Origin of the sequence: Pseudomonas chlororaphis subsp. chlororaphis, assembly GCF_003945765.1 — a bacterium.
Classification (GTDB): Bacteria; Pseudomonadota; Gammaproteobacteria; order Pseudomonadales; family Pseudomonadaceae; genus Aquipseudomonas; species Aquipseudomonas chlororaphis.
In genome coordinates this window covers 2,401,181-2,418,538 of record NZ_CP027712.1, presented here as the reverse complement: position 1 = coordinate 2,418,538, position 17,358 = coordinate 2,401,181, and the positions used below count along the sequence as shown (strand labels likewise).

Annotated in this window: 14 protein-coding genes; 5 read left to right on the top strand and 9 right to left on the bottom strand. The window is 62.9% G+C overall.

Annotation, left to right across the window (positions count from 1 at the left end; all coding sequences use genetic code 11):
- Nucleotides 1-29: 29 nt before the first annotated feature.
- The 8 genes from C4K27_RS11215 to C4K27_RS11185 all read right to left on the bottom strand — a co-directional run bounded on the left by C4K27_RS11215 (nt 30) and on the right by C4K27_RS11185 (nt 11,152).
- On the bottom strand, nt 30-1,412 hold the full coding sequence (locus tag C4K27_RS11215) for an efflux transporter outer membrane subunit (RefSeq protein ID WP_053260470.1): 1,383 nt from the start codon (nt 1,410-1,412) through the stop codon (nt 30-32).
- The gene (locus C4K27_RS11210; protein ID WP_053260469.1) at nt 1,405-4,587 is read right to left on the bottom strand and encodes an efflux RND transporter permease subunit; all 3,183 of its coding nucleotides are present in this window, start codon (nt 4,585-4,587) and stop codon (nt 1,405-1,407) included. Before C4K27_RS11210 ends, C4K27_RS11215 begins: the two co-directional genes overlap by 8 nt.
- Nucleotides 4,584-5,774 (bottom strand): efflux RND transporter periplasmic adaptor subunit, encoded by a 1,191-nt coding sequence (locus C4K27_RS11205; RefSeq protein WP_053260468.1) that lies wholly within the window; start codon nt 5,772-5,774, stop codon nt 4,584-4,586. Before C4K27_RS11205 ends, C4K27_RS11210 begins: the two co-directional genes overlap by 4 nt.
- Nucleotides 5,775-5,875: 101 nt before the next feature.
- Nucleotides 5,876-6,013, bottom strand: coding sequence for a hypothetical protein (locus tag C4K27_RS31210; RefSeq protein WP_164485835.1), 138 nt, complete (start codon nt 6,011-6,013; stop codon nt 5,876-5,878).
- A gap of 203 nt (nt 6,014-6,216) precedes the next feature.
- On the bottom strand, nt 6,217-7,299 hold the full coding sequence (locus tag C4K27_RS11200) for a lipocalin-like domain-containing protein (RefSeq protein WP_053260467.1): 1,083 nt from the start codon (nt 7,297-7,299) through the stop codon (nt 6,217-6,219).
- Nucleotides 7,289-9,805, bottom strand: a complete 2,517-nt coding sequence (locus C4K27_RS11195; protein ID WP_238437626.1) for an ABC transporter permease — start codon at nt 9,803-9,805, stop codon at nt 7,289-7,291. The genes C4K27_RS11200 and C4K27_RS11195 overlap by 11 nt, the downstream gene beginning before the upstream one ends.
- Complete coding sequence (locus tag C4K27_RS11190) at nt 9,771-10,439, bottom strand: ABC transporter ATP-binding protein (protein ID WP_053260466.1); 669 nt, start codon at nt 10,437-10,439, stop codon at nt 9,771-9,773. The genes C4K27_RS11195 and C4K27_RS11190 overlap by 35 nt, the downstream gene beginning before the upstream one ends.
- A gap of 215 nt (nt 10,440-10,654) precedes the next feature.
- A complete protein-coding gene (locus C4K27_RS11185) occupies nt 10,655-11,152 on the bottom strand; it encodes a MarR family winged helix-turn-helix transcriptional regulator (protein ID WP_053260465.1) in 498 nt (165 codons plus the stop codon).
- Nucleotides 11,153-11,352: 200 nt separating this feature from the next.
- Between C4K27_RS11185 and arsQ the strand changes: the two genes are divergently transcribed.
- The 5 genes from arsQ to C4K27_RS11160 all read left to right on the top strand — a co-directional run bounded on the left by arsQ (nt 11,353) and on the right by C4K27_RS11160 (nt 16,678).
- The gene (arsQ, locus tag C4K27_RS11180) at nt 11,353-12,558 is read left to right on the top strand and encodes an arsinothricin export permease ArsQ (protein ID WP_053260464.1); all 1,206 of its coding nucleotides are present in this window, start codon (nt 11,353-11,355) and stop codon (nt 12,556-12,558) included.
- Between the two features lie 84 nt (nt 12,559-12,642).
- On the top strand, nt 12,643-13,917 hold the full coding sequence (arsL, locus tag C4K27_RS11175; protein WP_053260463.1) for an arsinothricin biosynthesis radical SAM protein ArsL: 1,275 nt from the start codon (nt 12,643-12,645) through the stop codon (nt 13,915-13,917).
- 10 nt (nt 13,918-13,927) lie between these two features.
- On the top strand, nt 13,928-14,830 hold the full coding sequence (locus C4K27_RS11170; RefSeq protein WP_053260462.1) for a DUF8838 domain-containing protein: 903 nt from the start codon (nt 13,928-13,930) through the stop codon (nt 14,828-14,830).
- Nucleotides 14,831-14,844: 14 nt separating this feature from the next.
- A complete protein-coding gene (gene arsM / locus C4K27_RS11165; protein WP_053260461.1) occupies nt 14,845-15,900 on the top strand; it encodes an arsinothricin biosynthesis methyltransferase ArsM in 1,056 nt (351 codons plus the stop codon).
- A 67-nt stretch (nt 15,901-15,967) separates the two neighbouring features.
- Entirely contained in the window at nt 15,968-16,678 is a 711-nt protein-coding gene (locus C4K27_RS11160; protein ID WP_053260460.1) for an aquaporin, read from the top strand.
- 60 nt (nt 16,679-16,738) lie between these two features.
- Here C4K27_RS11160 and C4K27_RS11155 read toward each other — a convergent pair whose 3' ends face one another.
- The gene (locus C4K27_RS11155) at nt 16,739-17,290 is read right to left on the bottom strand and encodes an arsinothricin resistance N-acetyltransferase ArsN1 family B (protein ID WP_053260459.1); all 552 of its coding nucleotides are present in this window, start codon (nt 17,288-17,290) and stop codon (nt 16,739-16,741) included.
- Between the last annotated feature and the right edge of the window lie 68 nt (nt 17,291-17,358).

The window sequence follows — 17,358 nt, the reverse complement described above, 5'->3', positions numbered from 1 at the left end:
CCGCGAACCACAGATTCGTTGCTCCCCGTTCAACCACCGAGCGCCCGCACCAGCACAGCCTGGTTCTGCAATTGCGCGGTCTTGATCCGCGACAGCGCGTTCTGCGCCGTGAGCTCGACGCGCTGGGCCTGCAGCACATCGAGAAACGGCGCCTCACCGGCGGCCCAGGAACGCTGGATCTGCTGCGCCGCCGAACTGGCCTGCGCCGCGGCACTGGCCAGATGCTGCTGGCTCTCGGCATTGCGCCGGGCTGCGGCGAGGGCCGACTCGACTTCCGCCACCGCGCCGAGCACGGTACGGCGATAGCCGAGCAAGGCCTGGCGCCCCTCGGCATCGCGCAGCTCCACCACCGCGCGCCGGCGTCCGCCGTCCAGCAGCGGCATGCTGGCATTGATACCGGCCAGCCAGAAAGTCGAACTGGCCAGGTTCGCGGCGCTGACACCGTCGACCAGCGAGCCCAGGGCCGCCGACAGGCTCAGGCGCGGCAGCAGGTCGGCCTTGGCCACCCCGACCCGCGCGTAGGCAGCGATCAGCCGGGCCTCGGCAGCGCGGATGTCGGGGCGCCGACGCAGCAGGTCGGCCGGGGTGCCGGCATCCACCAGATCCACCTCGCTCAGTTGCGTCGGGCTGGCGGCGAACTGTTGGTACAGCGCCTCGCTCGGCTGCGCCAGCAGCACTGCCAGGCGGTGCAACGAGCGCTGCCACTCCAGTTGCAGGGCCGGCACCTGGGCCGCAGTGGATTCCGACTGGGAACGCGCCCGCAGCAGATCGGCCTGCGGGCTGCTGCCTGCCGCATACAGCTGCTCGGTCAGTTGCAGGGTGCGGCTCTGGCTCTCGGCGTTCTGCCGCACGATGCTCAGGCGCTCTTCCAGCCCCCGCGCCTGGGCATAGGCCTGCACCACCTCGGTGACCAGCGCCACCTTGACCCCGCGCGCTTCTTCCGCGCTGGCCTGCAGGTCGGCATCGGCGGCCCGCACACCTTCGCGAATCCGCCCGAACAGGTCGATCTCCCAGGAGGCGTCGAGACCCAGGCTCAGCGGCTCGGTCATCAAGGGTTCGCTGAACCCGGCCTGGTCCGCCGAGATCCGTTGCCGGGCGGCGCTGGCCCCCAGGTTCAGCTCAGGGCTCGCGCCGGCGGCCGCGACGCCGCGCAAGGCACGACTGGCATCGATCCGCGCCAGGGCAATCTGCAGGTCGAGGTTTTCCTCCAGCGCCCGCGCCACCAGGCGGTCGAGCAAGGGGTCGTGGTACAGCGTCCACCATTGCTCGGCAATGCCCGCCGCCGGTATTTGCGGCGCATTGACGAAACGCCCGGCGGGCGCCTCGACAGCCGGTGGCAAGGTCGGTGCGGCGCAGGCCGCAAGCAGCGCCGCGGTAAAGGCCAGGGTGGGAAAACGCAGCAGGTTATTCATGGACCACTCCCGAAGCAGAGACGCTGGATAAGTCCTGCGACCGCCGCTCGCCCCCGGCAAGACGGCGGATCAGGACATAGAAGATCGGGGTGAACAGCAGGCCGAACAGGGTCACGCCGATCATGCCGAAGAACACCGCCGAACCGACCGCCTGGCGCATTTCCGAACCGGCGCCCTCGGACAGCACCAGCGGCAGCACACCGAGGATGAAGGCCAGGGAGGTCATCAGGATCGGTCGCAGGCGCAGGCGACAAGCCTCCACCACGGCATCGACGATGCCCTGCCCGTCCTGTTCCTGCTGGCGCGCCACCTCGACGATCAGGATGGCGTTTTTCGCCGCCAGCCCCACCAGCACGATGAAACCGATCTGGGTCAGGATGTTGATGTCCAGGCCCATCAGGCGCACGCCACCGGCGGCGGCCAGCAGACACATGGGCACGATCAGCAGGATCGCCAGCGGCAGGCTCCAACTGCCGTACTGCGCGGCCAGCACCAGGTAGACGAAGATCACACAGAGCGGGAATACCAGCAGGCCCATGTTGCCGGCGGTGGTCTGCTGGTAGCTCAGGTCGGTCCACTGGTAGGTGATGCCCGCTGGCAGGGTCTGCCCGGCCAGGCGCTCCATGGTTTGCAGGGCGAAGTCGGAGCCCAGTCCGGGCAAGGTATCGCCGTTGATTTCCGCGGTCGGGAACAGGTTGTAACGTGGGAAGCGCTCGACCCCCAGCGACTCGTGCAACCGCGTGACGCTGGCGATCGGCACCATGTCGCCGGCCTCGTTGCGCACCTTGACCCGCGCCAGGTCCTCTGGCGTGACCCGATACGACAAGTCCGCCTGGGCCGTCACCCGATAGGTGCGCCCCACCAGGTTGAAGTCGTTGATGTAGGTCGAGCCGAAATAGGTCTCTATGGCCTGGTTGATCTGGCTGCTGGGCACCCCGAGCATCTCGGCGCGCTCACGGTCCAGTTCGACGAACACCTGCGGCGTACGGGCCGAGAACGGCGAGTAGACACCGGTCATGCCCTGGGTCGCATTGGCCGCGGCGATCAGTTGCTCGGTGGCCTTGGCCAGGGCCTGGCTGCCCAGGCCGGCACGGTCCTGCAGGCGCATGGAGAAGCCGCCGGTGCTGCCCAGGCCCTGGACCGGAGGCGGCGTGGCGACAATCACCGACGCGCCGCTGACCACTTTCAGGCGCTCACGCAGGTCGGCGGCGATCTTGTCCGAGGTCAGGCCGCGCAGCTTGCGCTTGGACCAGGGCTCGAACACCGGCGCCAGGCCGGACGAGTTGGAAGAACTGGTGCCGGTGACCATGGAGAACCCGGAGAACGTCGGCACCCGGTCGACACCCGGCACTTGCAGGGCGATGGCTTCGATCTGCCGGGAAATCTCATTGGTGCGCTCCAGCGCAGCGCCTTCCGGCAGTTGCACGATCACCACCAGGTAACCGCGGTCCTGGGCCGGAATGAAGCCCTTGGGCGTGGACACCAGCAGGTAGGCGGTGGCCGCGATCAATACCGCGTAGATCGCCAGCATCAATGGAGTCCGCGCCACCAGGGCCCGCACGCTGCCGGCATAGCCCACCGAAAGCTTGAGGAAGCCGCGGTTGAAGCCCTCCGCTGCGCGCTTGAGCAGGCCGGCCACACCGCGCCGTGGCGTTTGATGCGCCTTGGGGTCGTGGCGTCGCAGAATCATCGCCGCCAGCGCTGGCGACAGGGTCACCGAGTTGAACAGCGAGATCGCCGTGGCCACCGCGATGGTGATGCCGAACTGGCGGAAGAACTCACCGGAGATCCCCGGAATGAACGCCGTGGGAATGAACACCGCGCAGAGCACCAGAGTGATCGCCACCAGCGCGCCGCCAATCTCCTGCATGGTGATCAGCGTGGCCTGCAACGGGCTCTTGCCTTCGGCCAGATGGCGCTCGACGTTTTCCACCACGACGATGGCGTTGTCGACCACGATGCCCACCGCCAGCACCAGGCCGAACAGGGTCAGGTTGTTGATCGAGTAACCGAGCATGGCCATGACCGCGAAGGTGCCCACCAGCGACACCGGAATCGCCAGGATCGGGATGATCGATGGACGCCAGCCTTGCAGGAATACCAGGATCACCAGCACCACCAGGATCACCGCCTCGTAGATGGTCTTGCCCAGCTCGCCGATGCTGTCGGCGATGAACGCGGTGGGGTTGTAGCCAATGCTGTACTCGATGCCTTCGGGGAATTCCTTGCTCAGGTCCTGCATGGTCTGCTCGACCACCTTCATGGTGGCCAGGGCATTGGCGCCGGGACGTTGCAACACCTGCAAGCCGATGGCCGGGTGGCGCAGGTAATAGGTGTTGTTGACGTAGGCCAGGCCGGCGATTTCGGTGCGCGCCACATCCTTCAGGCGCACCAGGCGCCCGGCGCTGCCGGACTTGATGACGATGTTGTCGAAATCCGCCGGCTCTTTCAGGCGGCCTTCGAAAATCAGGTTCGGCTGGAAGGCCTGGGACGCCACCGGCGGTTGCGCGATCACCCCGCCCGCCACCTGGGTGTTCTGCGCACGCACCGCGGCAATGATGTCCGCCGGCGTCAGGTTGAAGGACGCCACGCGCTCCGGGTCGAGCCAGATGCGCATGGAGTATTCACGGGCGCCCAGCGGATTGATGTCGCCCACGCCGTCGATGCGCTTGAGGGTATCGGCGACGGTCCGGATGGCGAAGTTGGAAACGTAGAGCTGGTCGTAGGTGCCCTTGGGCGAGGAAATGAAGATGGTCGACAGCTGGGTCGGCGACGATTTGCGTACCGACACGCCGCTGCGCTGTACCGGCTCCGGCAGGCGCGGCGTGGCCAGGGCCACGCGGTTCTGCACCAGCACCTGGGCCTTGTCGACATCGGTGCCGCTCTTGAACGTCACGGTCAGGTTGAGGCTGCCATCGGAGGTCGCCTGGCTGTACATGTAGAGCATGTCCTCGACGCCGTTGACCTCCTGTTCGAGGGGGATCGCCAGGGTCTCGGCGACGGTCTGCGCCGACGCGCCCGGGTAGGTTGCCTGCACCACCACGGTGGGCGGCGCGATGTCCGGGTACTCGGATGTCGGCAGGATCAGGTAGGCCAGGCCGCCGACGATCATCAGCACGATGGACAGCACGATCGCCAGCACCGGCTGTTCGACGGAGATTTTCCCCAGGTTCATAGCGGCGCTCCTTCGCTGGCCGAGGCCTTAGGCGCCAGCGCCAGGGCCTGCTCGCTGGCGGTCGCGGTCTCGCCGACGCGCACCCGCTGGATGCCATCGACTATTACCCGGTCCTCGGGCCGCAGGCCGCTGGCGACTTCGCGCAGGCCGTCATGCAGCTTGCCCAGTTGCACCGGACGCAGTTCCACCTGGTTCTGCGCATTGAGCACATAGACCACCTTGCGCGTGGCATCGACGCTGATCGCCGTGTCCGGCAGCAACAGCGCCTGATAGCTCGGGCGCCCGGAAAACTGCACACGCCCGAACTGCCCCGGGCTCAGGCGCAGGTCCGGGTTGGCCACCCGGGCGCGCTGGCGCAGGGTACCGGTGGACGGGTCGAGGCGGTTGTCGATGAAGTCCATGCGCCCGCTCAGGGTCGGCTCGCTCTGCCCCGGCAAGGCGATGCGCACCAGGTTCTGGCCCCCGGTGCCCTGCTCCTGGCGGCGGTACTTGAGGTAGCTCTGCTCATCGATATCGAAGTAGATGTCGATAGGGTCCAGGGACACGATGGTGGTCAGCAGGGTCGCATTATTGTTGCCGCCGTTGACCAGGTTGCCTTCGCTGATCAGCTTGCGGCTGATCCGCCCGCTCATGGGCGCGGTGATGCGCGTGAACTCCAGGTCGAGCCGGGCATTGCTCAAGGCGCCTTCGGCGCTCAGGACTTCGGCCTGGGCCGCCTGCCGCGCCTGCAAACGCTGGTCATACAGGCTGCGGGCAATGGTCTTCGATTCGATCAGCACCTTGGCCCGGGCATACTCCTGCTCGGCCAGGGCCAGCTGCGAACGTACCTGGGCCAGCTTGCCCTGGGCCTGGACCACCGCAGCCTGGAAGGAGCGCGAATCGATGACGAACAGCAGGTCGCCCTTCTTGACGATGGCGCCGTCGGTGAAGGCGACCTTTTCCAGGTAGCCGCTGACCCGCGAACGCACTTCCACCGAATCGGTAGCCTCGAAACGTCCGGTGAAACTGTCCCAATCGATGATCTGCCGGTTCACCGGCTGGCTCACCGAAACCGTCGGCGGCACGGGCGGGGCCAGTACCTGATCCGGACCGCAGCCGGACAACGCCGACAGCAGCGCCAGGCCGATGGCCGACAACGCGGCAAACTTCAAGGGTCTGGACTTTATCGCGGATAATCTTGGTTTCATAACTTTCTCCGGGGTTGGCGAACAACTTTGCAACCCAGTTTTCAGCCACACAAAAGAGTCGGCCGCCTACTTTCCAGCAGCGGCCACTTGAACTTTAAACTTCAGTTTTGTGCCGAGCCCGCGCTCAGTGCGCGGTTTCTTTCGACAAAGGCACCGGACTCCTCGGCCTGCACGCTGACCACGGAAGACAAGGCCAGCAAGGCAAGGAACAGGGCTGCGGATTTTTTCAGGCTGAACATGACGGAGAACCTCAGTGATATTTAAGTTGAGCGAATTCTCCGTCTTTGCGAAAAAAGATAAATGCTGCACAGGGGAAAAGAATATTGAGTCGAAATCATGAATCGACACTTTATTAGTTCAACAGAAAACCATTCACAGTTTGACGCGAGAGATAAATGAATATTGGGCAAATAACTAATGACCGGCACTCACGAATACCTCGTTAATAACCGGTCATTTCCAGATAACCGCTGCCGGCATGGCTGCCGCTCAATTGCACCGGCCCTTCCCAATAAGGAATGCGCAGGTTCATCCAGGCCTTGGGGTTGAGCGCCTCGGCATTGATATCCAGGCCGTGGCCGGGAATGCGCAAACGCCAGCGGGTGGGCAGCGTGCGCCCCGCCACCTTGGAGTCCTCCAGCGGGGTGAGTTGGATATCGTCCTTGTGCAGGGTCTGGGTGCGGCCGTCGGGCTCGATCCAGGTGCCGGTGATGTAGGGCGGTTTGTGGTTTTCCCGCACGCGGAACAGCATCAGCCGTTCGCCGCTGTCCAGGTGCAGGGAGAACCAGTCCCACCCGCTCTGCCCGGCCGCCAGGGGCTGGCTGCTCCATTCGCGGTCGAGCCAGGCCGGGCCGCTGACCTGATAGGTCTGGCCGTCGATCTGCAGGCTGCCCTTGGCCTGGAAAAACGGCTGGCTGTAGTAATAGGACGCCTGACCCTGTTCGGACTTGCGGCTGTAGCCCGCCTCGCCCTGGAGCACCAGGGGCCGGTCGCTGCGCAGCTGCAAGCGGTAGGCGAAACCCGCGCCGCTGGTTTGCAGTTGCATATGGGCCAGAGGGTCGGCGTTGGCGTCGGCGGACTGGCTGCTGAAACTCCAATCGTCGATCCAGGCCTTGAACGGCTGCGCGGTCACCCCGGCCTGCCCCACCCCGCCGCGGGCGTAACGTTCGGCGGCGTGATGGGCAGTGGCCGAAGTCGCCGCGGCGTGGCCCAGCCAGACATTCGGCGCCTGCCAGCCGGGCTGGTCGGGTTCGGCGCGCAAGGCGCTGCGAAACAGCGTCCACTGCACGCCGAAGCGCTGGCCATCGCTGGCCCTGAGGTCGGCGGTGAGGTACCACCACTCGATGCGAAAACCGTCATGCACGCCATGGTCGGCGGGGAAACTGAACACCCGCCCCGGCACCACCTGGGTGAACGCCGCGGTATCCTCGCCCAGGCCGGCGAAACCTTGCGCCGGCTCGTCGCCTTTATCGCAACCGCACAGGGCCAACGCCAGCAACAGGCCAGGCAGCCGTTCAATCTTCATGGGCAAAGGTCCTGAGCAGATCCGCCGGCTGGCTGCGATACAACCGCAGCAACGGCCAGGCCGATGCGAGCAAGGTGGCCAGCACCGCCAGGGCCAGCAGCTGCACCAGTTGCAACGGAAACACCCGCAACGGCAGGCGCCAACCGAAGGCCTGGACATTGATCACCGTGTCCAGGCACCAGGCCAGGGCGATGCCCAGGGGCAGCGCCAGGAGCAAGGTCAGCAGCGCCAGCAACCAGGTCTGCCCGAGGTTGAGCAGCATCAACTGGCGCCGGCTCACCCCCAGCGCCCACAGCGGCGCGAGCTGGCCTAGGCGGCTCTGGCTCTGGGTCAGCAAGCTGATAAACAGCGCCACGCCGGCCACCCCCAGGGTCAGGCTGTTGAGTGCGGCGGTGGCGGCGAAGGTGCGTTCGAATACCTGGCTCGACCAGCCCTTGAGCTGCGCCTGCTCGACCATGCGGCTGTCGTCGAGACCGAAGCGCTGCTGCAAGGCGCTTACCAACGGCGCCACGGCGGCTGGCTCAATACGCAGGTTAAAGCGGTTGGGTGTCAGCTGCGGCCAGTGCGCTAGCAAGTGCTCGGCGTTCACCAGCAGATGGCCCCTGGGGTTGCCGTAGTCGGCGTAGATCGCCACCACTTGCGGCGCCCACTGCCCCACCGGCACGGGAATCTCCAGCCGATCGCCCAGCCGCACCTTGAGCCGGCGCGCCGTCTGCTCGCTGAGCATCAAGGTGTCAGCGCTGGCCAGCTGGGTCCAGGGCCGCTCGCCCAGGGCTTCGAGCAAGGGCCAGTGCTGGCGGTAGCTGGCATGCTCGATCACCCCGTACAGGTCCGCCGGCCAGCCTTGCAGTTGCAGCGCCACCTGCCAGACCGGCAGCACCGCGGCAACGGCAGGCTGCTCAGGCAGCCAGCCTTGCAGCTCCCGCGCCTGCGCCGGGGTCTGCGGGTTGATGTACAGCTCGGCGCTCAGGCGCTGGTCGAGCCAGTCGGCGAAGGTCTGGCGAAAACCGGCGGTCATGCTGCCGGCGCCGATATTGGCGGCCAGGGCCAGCAGCAGCGCCATCAACGCCAGGCTCAGGGCCGGCAACTGCTGCCGGCAATCGGCGAGAAACCACTGCCCGAGCACCGAACGGCTGCGCCCGAGCAGCGCGCTGAGCAACCCATTGAGCAATACCGGCAGACCCAGGGCCGCGCCCAGCAGCAAGCCGGCCATCAGCACGAAACCGCTGCCCAGGCTGTTACCCCAGGTCCAGGCCGCGCCCGCCAGCGCTATCAGGGCCGTGGCGACCCAGGCCTGACGCCGCAGCCAACGCGCATGCGCCTGGTGCCAGGCCTGGGGATCGGCCAGCGCCAGCAATGGCAAACGCGCCGCCCGCAGCAAACTGTTGGCGCCCGCCAGCAAGGCGCCGAGCAGGCTCAGACCGATGCCGCTCAACCACCACACGGGGCTCAGGCTCAACCGCCCCGCCACCTCGGCGCCATACAGGCCGCGCAGGCTGGCGGCGACATCCGGCAGCAGCACGCTGGCCAGCAGGTACCCGCTAAGCACCCCGGCCAGCCCACCGAGCAAGGCCAGGCCACCGAGTTCGACACACAGGCAGGCGATCAGCATCCGCGCGCTGACCCCGCAGGCGCGCAGGGTCCGCAGCAGGCCGCGCCGCTGCTCCAGGGCCAGGCCAATGGCGGCGTGGACGATAAACAGGCCCACCAGGAACGACAGGAAACCCAGGGCATCCAGGTTCAGGTGAAAGCTTTCGGTCAGGCGCGCCAGATCGTTTTCCTCACTGCCGCGCTTGAGCACCAGCAGGCCCTTGAACGCATCGGGCAAGGCCGGCGCGCTGGCGGTGAAATCCGCCGGCAACAGCAGCCGTGAGATCTGCTGCGGCAACCCCAGCAGCGGCTGGGCAAAACCGATATCCACCAGCAGCAACCCCGGCGCCATGTCCGCCTGGCTGTGCAGCGGCGGCAGTGGCTGGCCGCTCGCGGTCACCGGCCGATCGCCTTCGCGATAGCCGAGGGCTTGCAGGGTTTGCGGGGCGATCCAGGTGCTGCCCGGTGGGCTGACGAATTCGACCATGCGCGCGGAGTCCAGCACCTGGCCGGCGACCGCCGCACCGGCCGGCAACGACAGCGGCTCGATCCCGAGCAATTGCAGGCGCTGCTGTGCATGGCCCTTGAGCGTCAGCCGGCCTTGCACCACCGGCGACACCGGCCAGCCGGCCCGGCGCAGGCCGACGAACAGGTCCTGGGAAAACGGCGCACCATTGGCCGTGGCCAGGCTGGCCTGGGGCGCGCCGCCGATCAACTGGCTGGCCTTGGCATAACTGTCCCGCGCCTGGCTGTTGAGCGCCTGCACCCCGGTCAACAGGCTAGTGGCCAGCCACAGCCCGGTCAGCACACTGAAGAACTGCACCGGGTGCCGCCGCCAATGGCTGAGCAGCGCCCGCAGGCTGTGCCAGAACACCCGCACCTCAGCGCTCGCCCGCGCCGGCCAGACGCCCGCCATGCAGCAGCGCGATCCGCCCCAGGCGACTGGCGACGCGCTGGCTGTGGGTGACCATCAACAGGCTGGTGGGGGTCTCGGCCAATAGCTCCAGCAACAGCTGCAGCACATCGTCGCTGGTGGCTTCGTCGAGGCTGCCGGTGGGTTCGTCGGCCAGCAACAGCCGCGGTTTGCCGGCCAGGGCCCGGCCCAGGGCCACCCGCTGTTGCTGGCCGCCGGACAGTTGTTCCGGGTAACGCCGCAGCAGATCGCCCAGGCCCAGGCGCTCCACCAACTGCGCCTGCCAACGCCCATCGAAACGCCCGGCCAGCCGCGCCTGGAACCCCAGGTTGTCCTCCACCCGCAGGCTGCCGATCAGGTTGAACTGCTGGAACACCAGCCCTACTTCGGTGCGCCGCCAGTTGGCCAACTGGTTCTCGTTCATCCGCTCCAACTGCTGCCCGCCGATGCGGATGCTGCCGCCATCGACCTTGTCCAGGCCAGCGATCAGATGCAGCAAGGTGCTCTTGCCACTGCCCGACTCGCCCATCAGCGCCAGGCTGCCGCCCTGCTCCAGGTGCAGGTCGACCCCCTGCAACACCATCAACGGGCCCTGGGGCGTGGCGTAGCTTTTGCGGACGGCTTGAACATCGAGCATGGGTGGGCTCTGGCAGCGGAAGGAAGGCTCAAGGATAGCGCTTGTCAGAGCACGAGGGTTCGCGGCAGCAACTCCGCCCACGGCTCAACCTACGCTCAGACAACCCGGCAAGGACTCAATGTCCTCGTCATCTGACCACTATGCGGTTCTTGTACAGACACTCCTGATACACCCGCCTTGCCTGCAGCGCCCACTTATCAGCATTAGCCCTCCCCTCAGCAGCATTTGAGGGGCTGATACTCGTCGTTTTCGGGCGCCTTCAGGCCGCAACGCTGCTCAGTGGCATTGGCAAAGCGACGTAGTAGTTCGATGGCACCGTTGCGCGCCTCTGTCGAGAGGTCGCTCGAAAGATGACGGGCCTCTCCCACCAGATCCGATCGAATCCTTTCATACACAGCCAAGCCTTCTGGCGTTGCGCTGATCGCCACCGCCCGGCCATCGGTCACGTCCTGGATACGATGCACCAACCCCTGCTTGCCCAGCGAGTCGACCAGCCGGCTCGCGTTGCTTTTGTCGAGGAAAAGCTCACTGGCCAGAGACTGAACACGAACGGGCCCGGCCTTGATCACATGCTCAAGCGCATAGCATTGAGTGACGGAGAGGCCTTCGCAGCAACTGCGATCCCTGTCACGGAACTGGTAGACCCGAACCAGGTGACTGAGTGCCTCATAAAGCGCCTCTGCATCCTGGTCGATCTGGTCAATTTTTGGCATAGCGGACGACTCGAAATTTCGGGAACTCAGGCAGATAGCACCTTAGCAGGCAGAGCGACAATCATTTTGGATATAAGCATGTCACAAAATTGTTTCTTAATTTTAGTTGCGGGTCGCAACGTATTTTGCCACTGTAGGTTCCCGGAAAGGCCATGAGGCCGCTCAGTTACATGCTCCGGTAACCGCTAGGGGGTGCAGGGATGTTGACGCAAGCGCTCAGGATTAAAACGGGGCCCTGGTTACGAAGCCTATGGAATAGCGCTTCCATTCCTCTGCCGGTCGCCATGCTGCTGGGTGCGATTTTGCTCCCCTTGCTCGGAGGCGCAAGCAGTAGCAGCGTCTTTGAAACGCTCAGCAAAGGCTTCGGCAATAACCTTGGCTATTTCGCCATGGTCATTCTGAGTGCGTTCTTCATTTCAGGCTGGATAGCGGCGCGAGGTAGCGCCTCGTTTGGCAAATTTGGCGTATCGCTTTCACCATTGCTTGGCGCCGGGATGGTTTGTCCCGACACGGCCTACGCTTCCCTGGCCCCGATTGCCGGAAACCACAAGAAGTACATTGCGATCGGGTGCTATTCGGGATTCAAGCTACTGATGCCTGCCGGCCCGCTGATCATCGGCATCGGATTAGGGGCGAACACCCATGACCCGAGATTCCTCTACCAGGGACTGCTGCTCACAGTCATCACTTGGATAGCCGGGGCGGCCTGGACCTATTGGACGACCCGGACGGACTTGCCAACGACCAATCATGCAACTAACGCTGCTACGCCTCAGGACTCGGTTGCCAAAGTGATCATGCCTCTGGCGGTATTCTTCATACTCCTGATCACGGGATATGTGATTGCGAAGAACCAGCATCCGGTGGTCGAGTTCTGCACGACACCTGCCGGTGCACTGATTGTCACCTCGCTGCTGATTGCGTTGAACAGCAAGCCTGGCGAGGTTCAGGATCTTCTGTCCAAGGCCATGCGCAGGACCAGCTCGCTGCTATTCACCATCGGCTGTGCATCTGCATTGGGTCTGGCACTGGGCAAGGTGCTTCCAAAGGAACTGCTTGAACACACGCTCACCCCTTCAGGCAGCACCACGCATATTCTCGTAGGCGTGTTCGTGTTGGCTGCCATTTTCAAAACGTTGAATGGCTCCTCGCTTGCAACTTTTGCTGCAATTCCACCTGTTCTTACTCCCCTCTTGGCATCCAGTGGAGTGGACTTGATGAGCATTACCTTTGCAGTTTGCCTCGGGTCCTTCATCGCCATTCTCCCCAACGACAGTTACTACTGGTTGGTGAAGTCAGACGCCTTTCCTGAATACCCCACGGGAAGATACATGCGTCTGATTACAGCGGGTTCAGCCCTGCAAGCATTGGCGGGCCTCGCCGTCCTGTTGCTGGTATCGCCCTAACTTCGAATCCAACTTCGAATTCTTGCAACACCCACAGTGGCTCTCGCCACCGAATCGTCGCGCCTGAACTCAAGGAGAAAGAGAATGAAATACTTGGTCGCCAGTACATTTGAAGGGGGATATCAGCCACTTAATGCGATATCTGCAACCACTGCTCTACTTGATGCAGATATTGATGCGCAGTTGATCGATATCTATGTAGAGGGCCTCTGCGTTGAGCGGTTCGGCGGCGCCGATCTCGTCTTCATCTGCGTGCCGCTTTTTGACTCGCTGACAGCCGGCACCCAGTTGGCGAAGACGCTGAAAGAAGCACATCCAGACCAGAAGATCTGCTTCTTCGGGCAGTACGCGACCATCAATGCAAAGAGCCTGGCTGCCAAGTACGGTGATTACGCGATCGCGGGTGAGTGGGAAAAACCCATCGTCAGCCTGGCAAAGCACCTGAATGGCGAGCAAGAGCAAGACTTGCGTGGAGTCATCGATCGGCCCCGTGGCCTTTCCAGTGAGATCGTCGTACCCCAGTTGATTCGCGATGGATTCCGCCTGCCGAGGCGAGACCTGGCACCTCCCCTTCACAAATATCCGCAGCCCCAGCTGGAAAAGCTGCTGGGTAGAAAGGCCATCGTGGGTGGGGTCGAGGGCTCCCGCGGCTGCCACCACAAGTGCTCTTACTGCTCGGTGTATGCAGCCTATGACGGCAAGGTCCTGCTGGTCTCTGATGATCTTGTTGAGCGGGATGTAGCCAACCTCGTCGCACAAGGAATGACTCACCTGACATTCACCGATGCTGACTTCTTCAATGCCAAGACGCACGGTCTGAAAATCATCCGCAAGCTGCATTCGCTGTTTCCCGAACTGACGTACGACTTCACCACTCGGGTGGACCACATCCTGGAGAACAAGGAAGCGATCAAGGAAATGGGCCAGCTAGGACTGGCCTTCATCACCACCGCCCTGGAGTTCCCCAAGCAGGAGGTCCTCGATCAGGTCTTCAAGGAGATGGATGTGCCGATGATCGAGGAGGCTTTGGCGTTCTTGAAAGAGGCTGGGGTCAAAGTCAACCCGACCTTCATCACGTTCAACCCTTGGGTAAGCCTCGAAGACATGGCCGAACTCCATGACTTCATCGCCCGGAACGAGTTGGAGAACATCGTCGACCCGATCCAGTTCGAGACCCGGCTGCACCTGTACAAAGGCTCACCACTGCTCGACAACGCCTCGGTCAAGGAGCTGAAGCTGGAAGAGCACGAGTTTCACTTCGACTGGCAGCATTCGGATTCTCGCCTGGACAAGCTCTTCATGGACTCGGTCACGCCGCCAGAAGAAGGTGTGTTCAAACGCTGCTGCCTGAAGTGCTAAGGAGATAACCATGTCTTCACTTTCCCTGCTACAAGCGGCCCTCAGACTGGCCAATCAGACAGAGGGGTTCCAGGCGCCAGCGCACATTGCCTGGCGGACTCACACGGAGTCCATGAAGAGCATCCTGGCGGACGACAAAAACACCCTCTTCATCTGCCCTGAAAATCGTCGTCGCGAGTTCACGGCGCAGCATGGCCAAGCTCAGGGTCGTGCCTTCAGCCCAAGCGTAAATAGCGCTCAGGGCAGGCCAAGCGGAACCGACGACCCATCTTCCACGTTCTCGACCATCTACTGGGAAGGGTTCAATGCTGAACCCGCTTTCAGCCACTACGCACAGTCGATCTATGAACGTCTGGAGCGACAGGGTCGCCTGGTATTTCCCGCCATTCTGGCGGATGAGGAAGCCGACGCTGTTCGTCCTTTTGTCGTCGAGGGCCTGGAGTGTCGGACGGCGATAACCGAGCCCCTTGTTGCCGAGAAACTCTGCGAAGCCGGCTTCCATGGCATCACCTACGCCTTGGCGTCTGAAGTGCCCGTCTGTATTCAGGACGGTATCGAATACCGTCTGTTTACTATCAGTGCCTACAAGGGCAAAGCCGGTGTATGTCTCGACCAGGGGCATGCTGTTATCTACAAAGGTCCCTGGAAGCATACGGTCGACGACGATGGCCATACCTACCATCGTGGTGTGCGTACCGCAGTGTGCGAGAAGACCTTCAATCTGCTGATGAGCCAGCCCTATCAGGGACAGTTCATTCCAGTGCGTTGCTACGTTGAGCCGCCGTTGGAAAAGAGTGGCTTCTTTGACTGCAACACACCCTCCATCCGGGCCCCCAAAGTCACCAAGGGGCTTCTTCCTATCGCTGGTTCTGCCGAAGAATCGTGCTGTGCCGATGGTAGTTCGTGCTGCTAAACGGGAGATGAATAATGGCTTCTGCACTTGAAAACGAAATCATCGCGGACTACACCGAGGCGCTTCGTCAGGGCAACGTCGTACTCGAATCGCAGCTCAACGAGAGCTGTTGCAGCGAGGCTTACGGCGCCCAGTACCTGAAGAACATTCCAAAGCGGATCACCGAGGCCAACTTCGGATGCGGTAACCCGACCCAGTATGTGCGCGAAGGCGATGTGGTCCTGGACCTGGGGTCGGGAGCCGGCCTCAATTGCTACGTTGCAGCGCAGATCGCGGGCAGCAAGGGCGCCGTTATCGGTATAGATATCAATCCGAGTATGTTGCAGATTGCCCGCGGCGAGGCGGCTGCCTTTCAAGAGGCCACCGGCAGTGCTCCGTTGCGATTCCACAGGGCATCGGCCAGCAATCTGAAGATTGACCAGGATCTTGCCGAAGAACGCCTGCGCACCGAGCCCTGCACTGACTGGGCATCGTGGAAAAACTTCGAACAGTTCGTCAGCGACAGCGCCCAGACCCATCCACTGGTGGAGGACCAGTCCATCGACCTGGTGATCTCGAACTGTGTGATCAACCTAGTCGGAGAAACTGAAAAGCAGAACGTCTTCGCAGAGATCTACCGGGTCCTGAAACCGGGTGGACGCTTTGCAATTTCCGACAATGTTTCGAACGTCGCCATACCTGACGAACTGAAGCAGGACACCACGCTGTGGTCAGCCTGCTATTCGGGTGTGTTACAGGAACAGGCGTTTTACCAGCAGCTTCAAGATGCCGGTTTGACGGGGATAAATATCGAAGCGAGGAACGACGCGTCGACCAAGCGGATCGGCTCCGTTCAGTTCTACTCCGTCACGGTCACTGGCACCAAGCCACAGGTTCGCAAGGGTCATCCTTTGACCGTGATCTACCGCGGGCCTGCTCGCGAACTCACCGGTGATAGCGGCAAAGCCTATAAGCGTGGAGTGCCCACCGAACTGGCTTGCGAGGATGCCTACCTTTCTTCGCAGAGCTCGGTGTTTGTCGTGGAAGGCAATCAGCCCGAGCAGATCAGACCCAAGTCCTGCTGCTCGTAACGCTGTCTGCGGCTACTGCTAGCTGTAGCCGCTTCCCTCAATCGCTTACCTTCTCAGAGCCTTCCAGATGAGTACTTCACGGAAAATTTTGGCTGAAACGCTCGGTGCCGCCATTCTGCTCTGCACCGTTGTAGGGTCCGGAATCATGGCGCAACGCCTGGCTAACGGTAACGATGCACTCGCGCTCCTTGCCAATGCTTTGGCAACGGGGGCCAGCTTGTACGTACTGATCGTTTGCTTCGCCACCTTTTCGGGAGCGCACTTCAATCCCGTGGTGTCGGTTGTCGACTACCTGCGCGGAGGGCTGAGCGCCAAGCTTCTAGGCCCCTATATCGCGGCACAGACGGTGGGTGCGATCCTGGGGGTCTTCGCTGCACACCTGATGTTCGAACTGCCGGTGGTGGAGTTCTCCCAGCATGTCCGCACCGGGCCTTCGCAATGGTTCAGCGAGTACCTGGCAACCTCTGGATTGGTCCTCACCATCCTACTGTGCGACAAGTACCACAAGGCGAAGGTGCCACAGGCGGTGGCCGCCTACGTGGTGGCCGCTTACTGGTTCACCTCCTCCACAAGCTTTGCGAACCCTGCGGTAACCCTTGCCCGATCGTTCACCGATACGTTCTCAGGGATTCGCCTATCGGACGCGGCGCCTTTCATCATTTCGCAGTTCTTCGGTGGTCTTACGGCGCTCTTTCTGGCGAGATTTCTCACTGGAAACGCTACTGCCCTGGAGACCTCCCAACCTGTGCTTGACGACCAGAAACTACCAAGCCGATAAGGCTTTTCACTGTGGCCTGTCAGCCCGCGCTCCCCGCTCGCGGGCTGACTTCATCCAGGCCTACAGCTCTACGTATCCTCTCGCCTCGCTGAACGCGACGATTTCTCTCGGCGGCGTCACTGTATTCAGCGGCTTGCGCCAGTAACCGACACCATGCCATTGCCCATGCTTGAAGCCCACTTCGGGATAGGTGCCGATATGGGTGAAGCCCAGGGCTTCATGGAGCCCAACGCTAGCAGCGTTGGGCTGGGCAATGCCGGCGTAAGCGGCATGGAAGCCTTGTCGCTCGAGGATCGGCAGGAGCCGCTGGTAGAGTGCGCGGCCGATGCCACGACGGTGTGCCGCGGGGTCGATATAGACCGTGACATCCACCGACCAGCGATAAGCCTCCCTGGCGCGATGCTGACTGGCATAGGCATAACCAACGACCGCGCCGTCCAACTCCGCTACCAGATAGGGATAGGTCGCCAGTGTCGCCTCGATCCGGCTCGCCATCTCCTCGATCGTTGGCGGGATGAGCTCGAACGAGATGACCGTATCCGACACCATAGGTGCATAGATCGCCTGAATGGCCGGAGCATCGGCCGGCGTTGCTATCCTGATCTTGCCCATCCTGTTTTCTCCTTGCCGTTACTCGCCATGTACCGCGTGAGCAGGTGGATCTTATCGGTTTCAGGTCC

Bases quoted from the DNA above. Each gene is read 5' to 3' on its own strand.
- C4K27_RS11215 (WP_053260470.1), bottom strand. From the start codon at position 1,412: ATGAATAACCTGCTGCGTTTTCCCACCCTGGCCTTTACCGCGGCGCTG.
- C4K27_RS11210 (WP_053260469.1), bottom strand. From the start codon at position 4,587: ATGAACCTGGGGAAAATCTCCGTCGAACAGCCGGTGCTGGCGATCGTG.
- C4K27_RS11205 (WP_053260468.1), bottom strand. From the start codon at position 5,774: ATGAAACCAAGATTATCCGCGATAAAGTCCAGACCCTTGAAGTTTGCC.
- C4K27_RS31210 (WP_164485835.1), bottom strand. From the start codon at position 6,013: ATGTTCAGCCTGAAAAAATCCGCAGCCCTGTTCCTTGCCTTGCTGGCC.
- C4K27_RS11200 (WP_053260467.1), bottom strand. From the start codon at position 7,299: ATGAAGATTGAACGGCTGCCTGGCCTGTTGCTGGCGTTGGCCCTGTGC.
- C4K27_RS11195 (WP_238437626.1), bottom strand. From the start codon at position 9,805: ATGGCGGGCGTCTGGCCGGCGCGGGCGAGCGCTGAGGTGCGGGTGTTC.
- C4K27_RS11190 (WP_053260466.1), bottom strand. From the start codon at position 10,439: ATGCTCGATGTTCAAGCCGTCCGCAAAAGCTACGCCACGCCCCAGGGC.
- C4K27_RS11185 (WP_053260465.1), bottom strand. From the start codon at position 11,152: ATGCCAAAAATTGACCAGATCGACCAGGATGCAGAGGCGCTTTATGAG.
- arsQ (WP_053260464.1), top strand. From the start codon at position 11,353: ATGTTGACGCAAGCGCTCAGGATTAAAACGGGGCCCTGGTTACGAAGC.
- arsL (WP_053260463.1), top strand. From the start codon at position 12,643: ATGAAATACTTGGTCGCCAGTACATTTGAAGGGGGATATCAGCCACTT.
- C4K27_RS11170 (WP_053260462.1), top strand. From the start codon at position 13,928: ATGTCTTCACTTTCCCTGCTACAAGCGGCCCTCAGACTGGCCAATCAG.
- arsM (WP_053260461.1), top strand. From the start codon at position 14,845: ATGGCTTCTGCACTTGAAAACGAAATCATCGCGGACTACACCGAGGCG.
- C4K27_RS11160 (WP_053260460.1), top strand. From the start codon at position 15,968: ATGAGTACTTCACGGAAAATTTTGGCTGAAACGCTCGGTGCCGCCATT.
- C4K27_RS11155 (WP_053260459.1), bottom strand. From the start codon at position 17,290: ATGGGCAAGATCAGGATAGCAACGCCGGCCGATGCTCCGGCCATTCAG.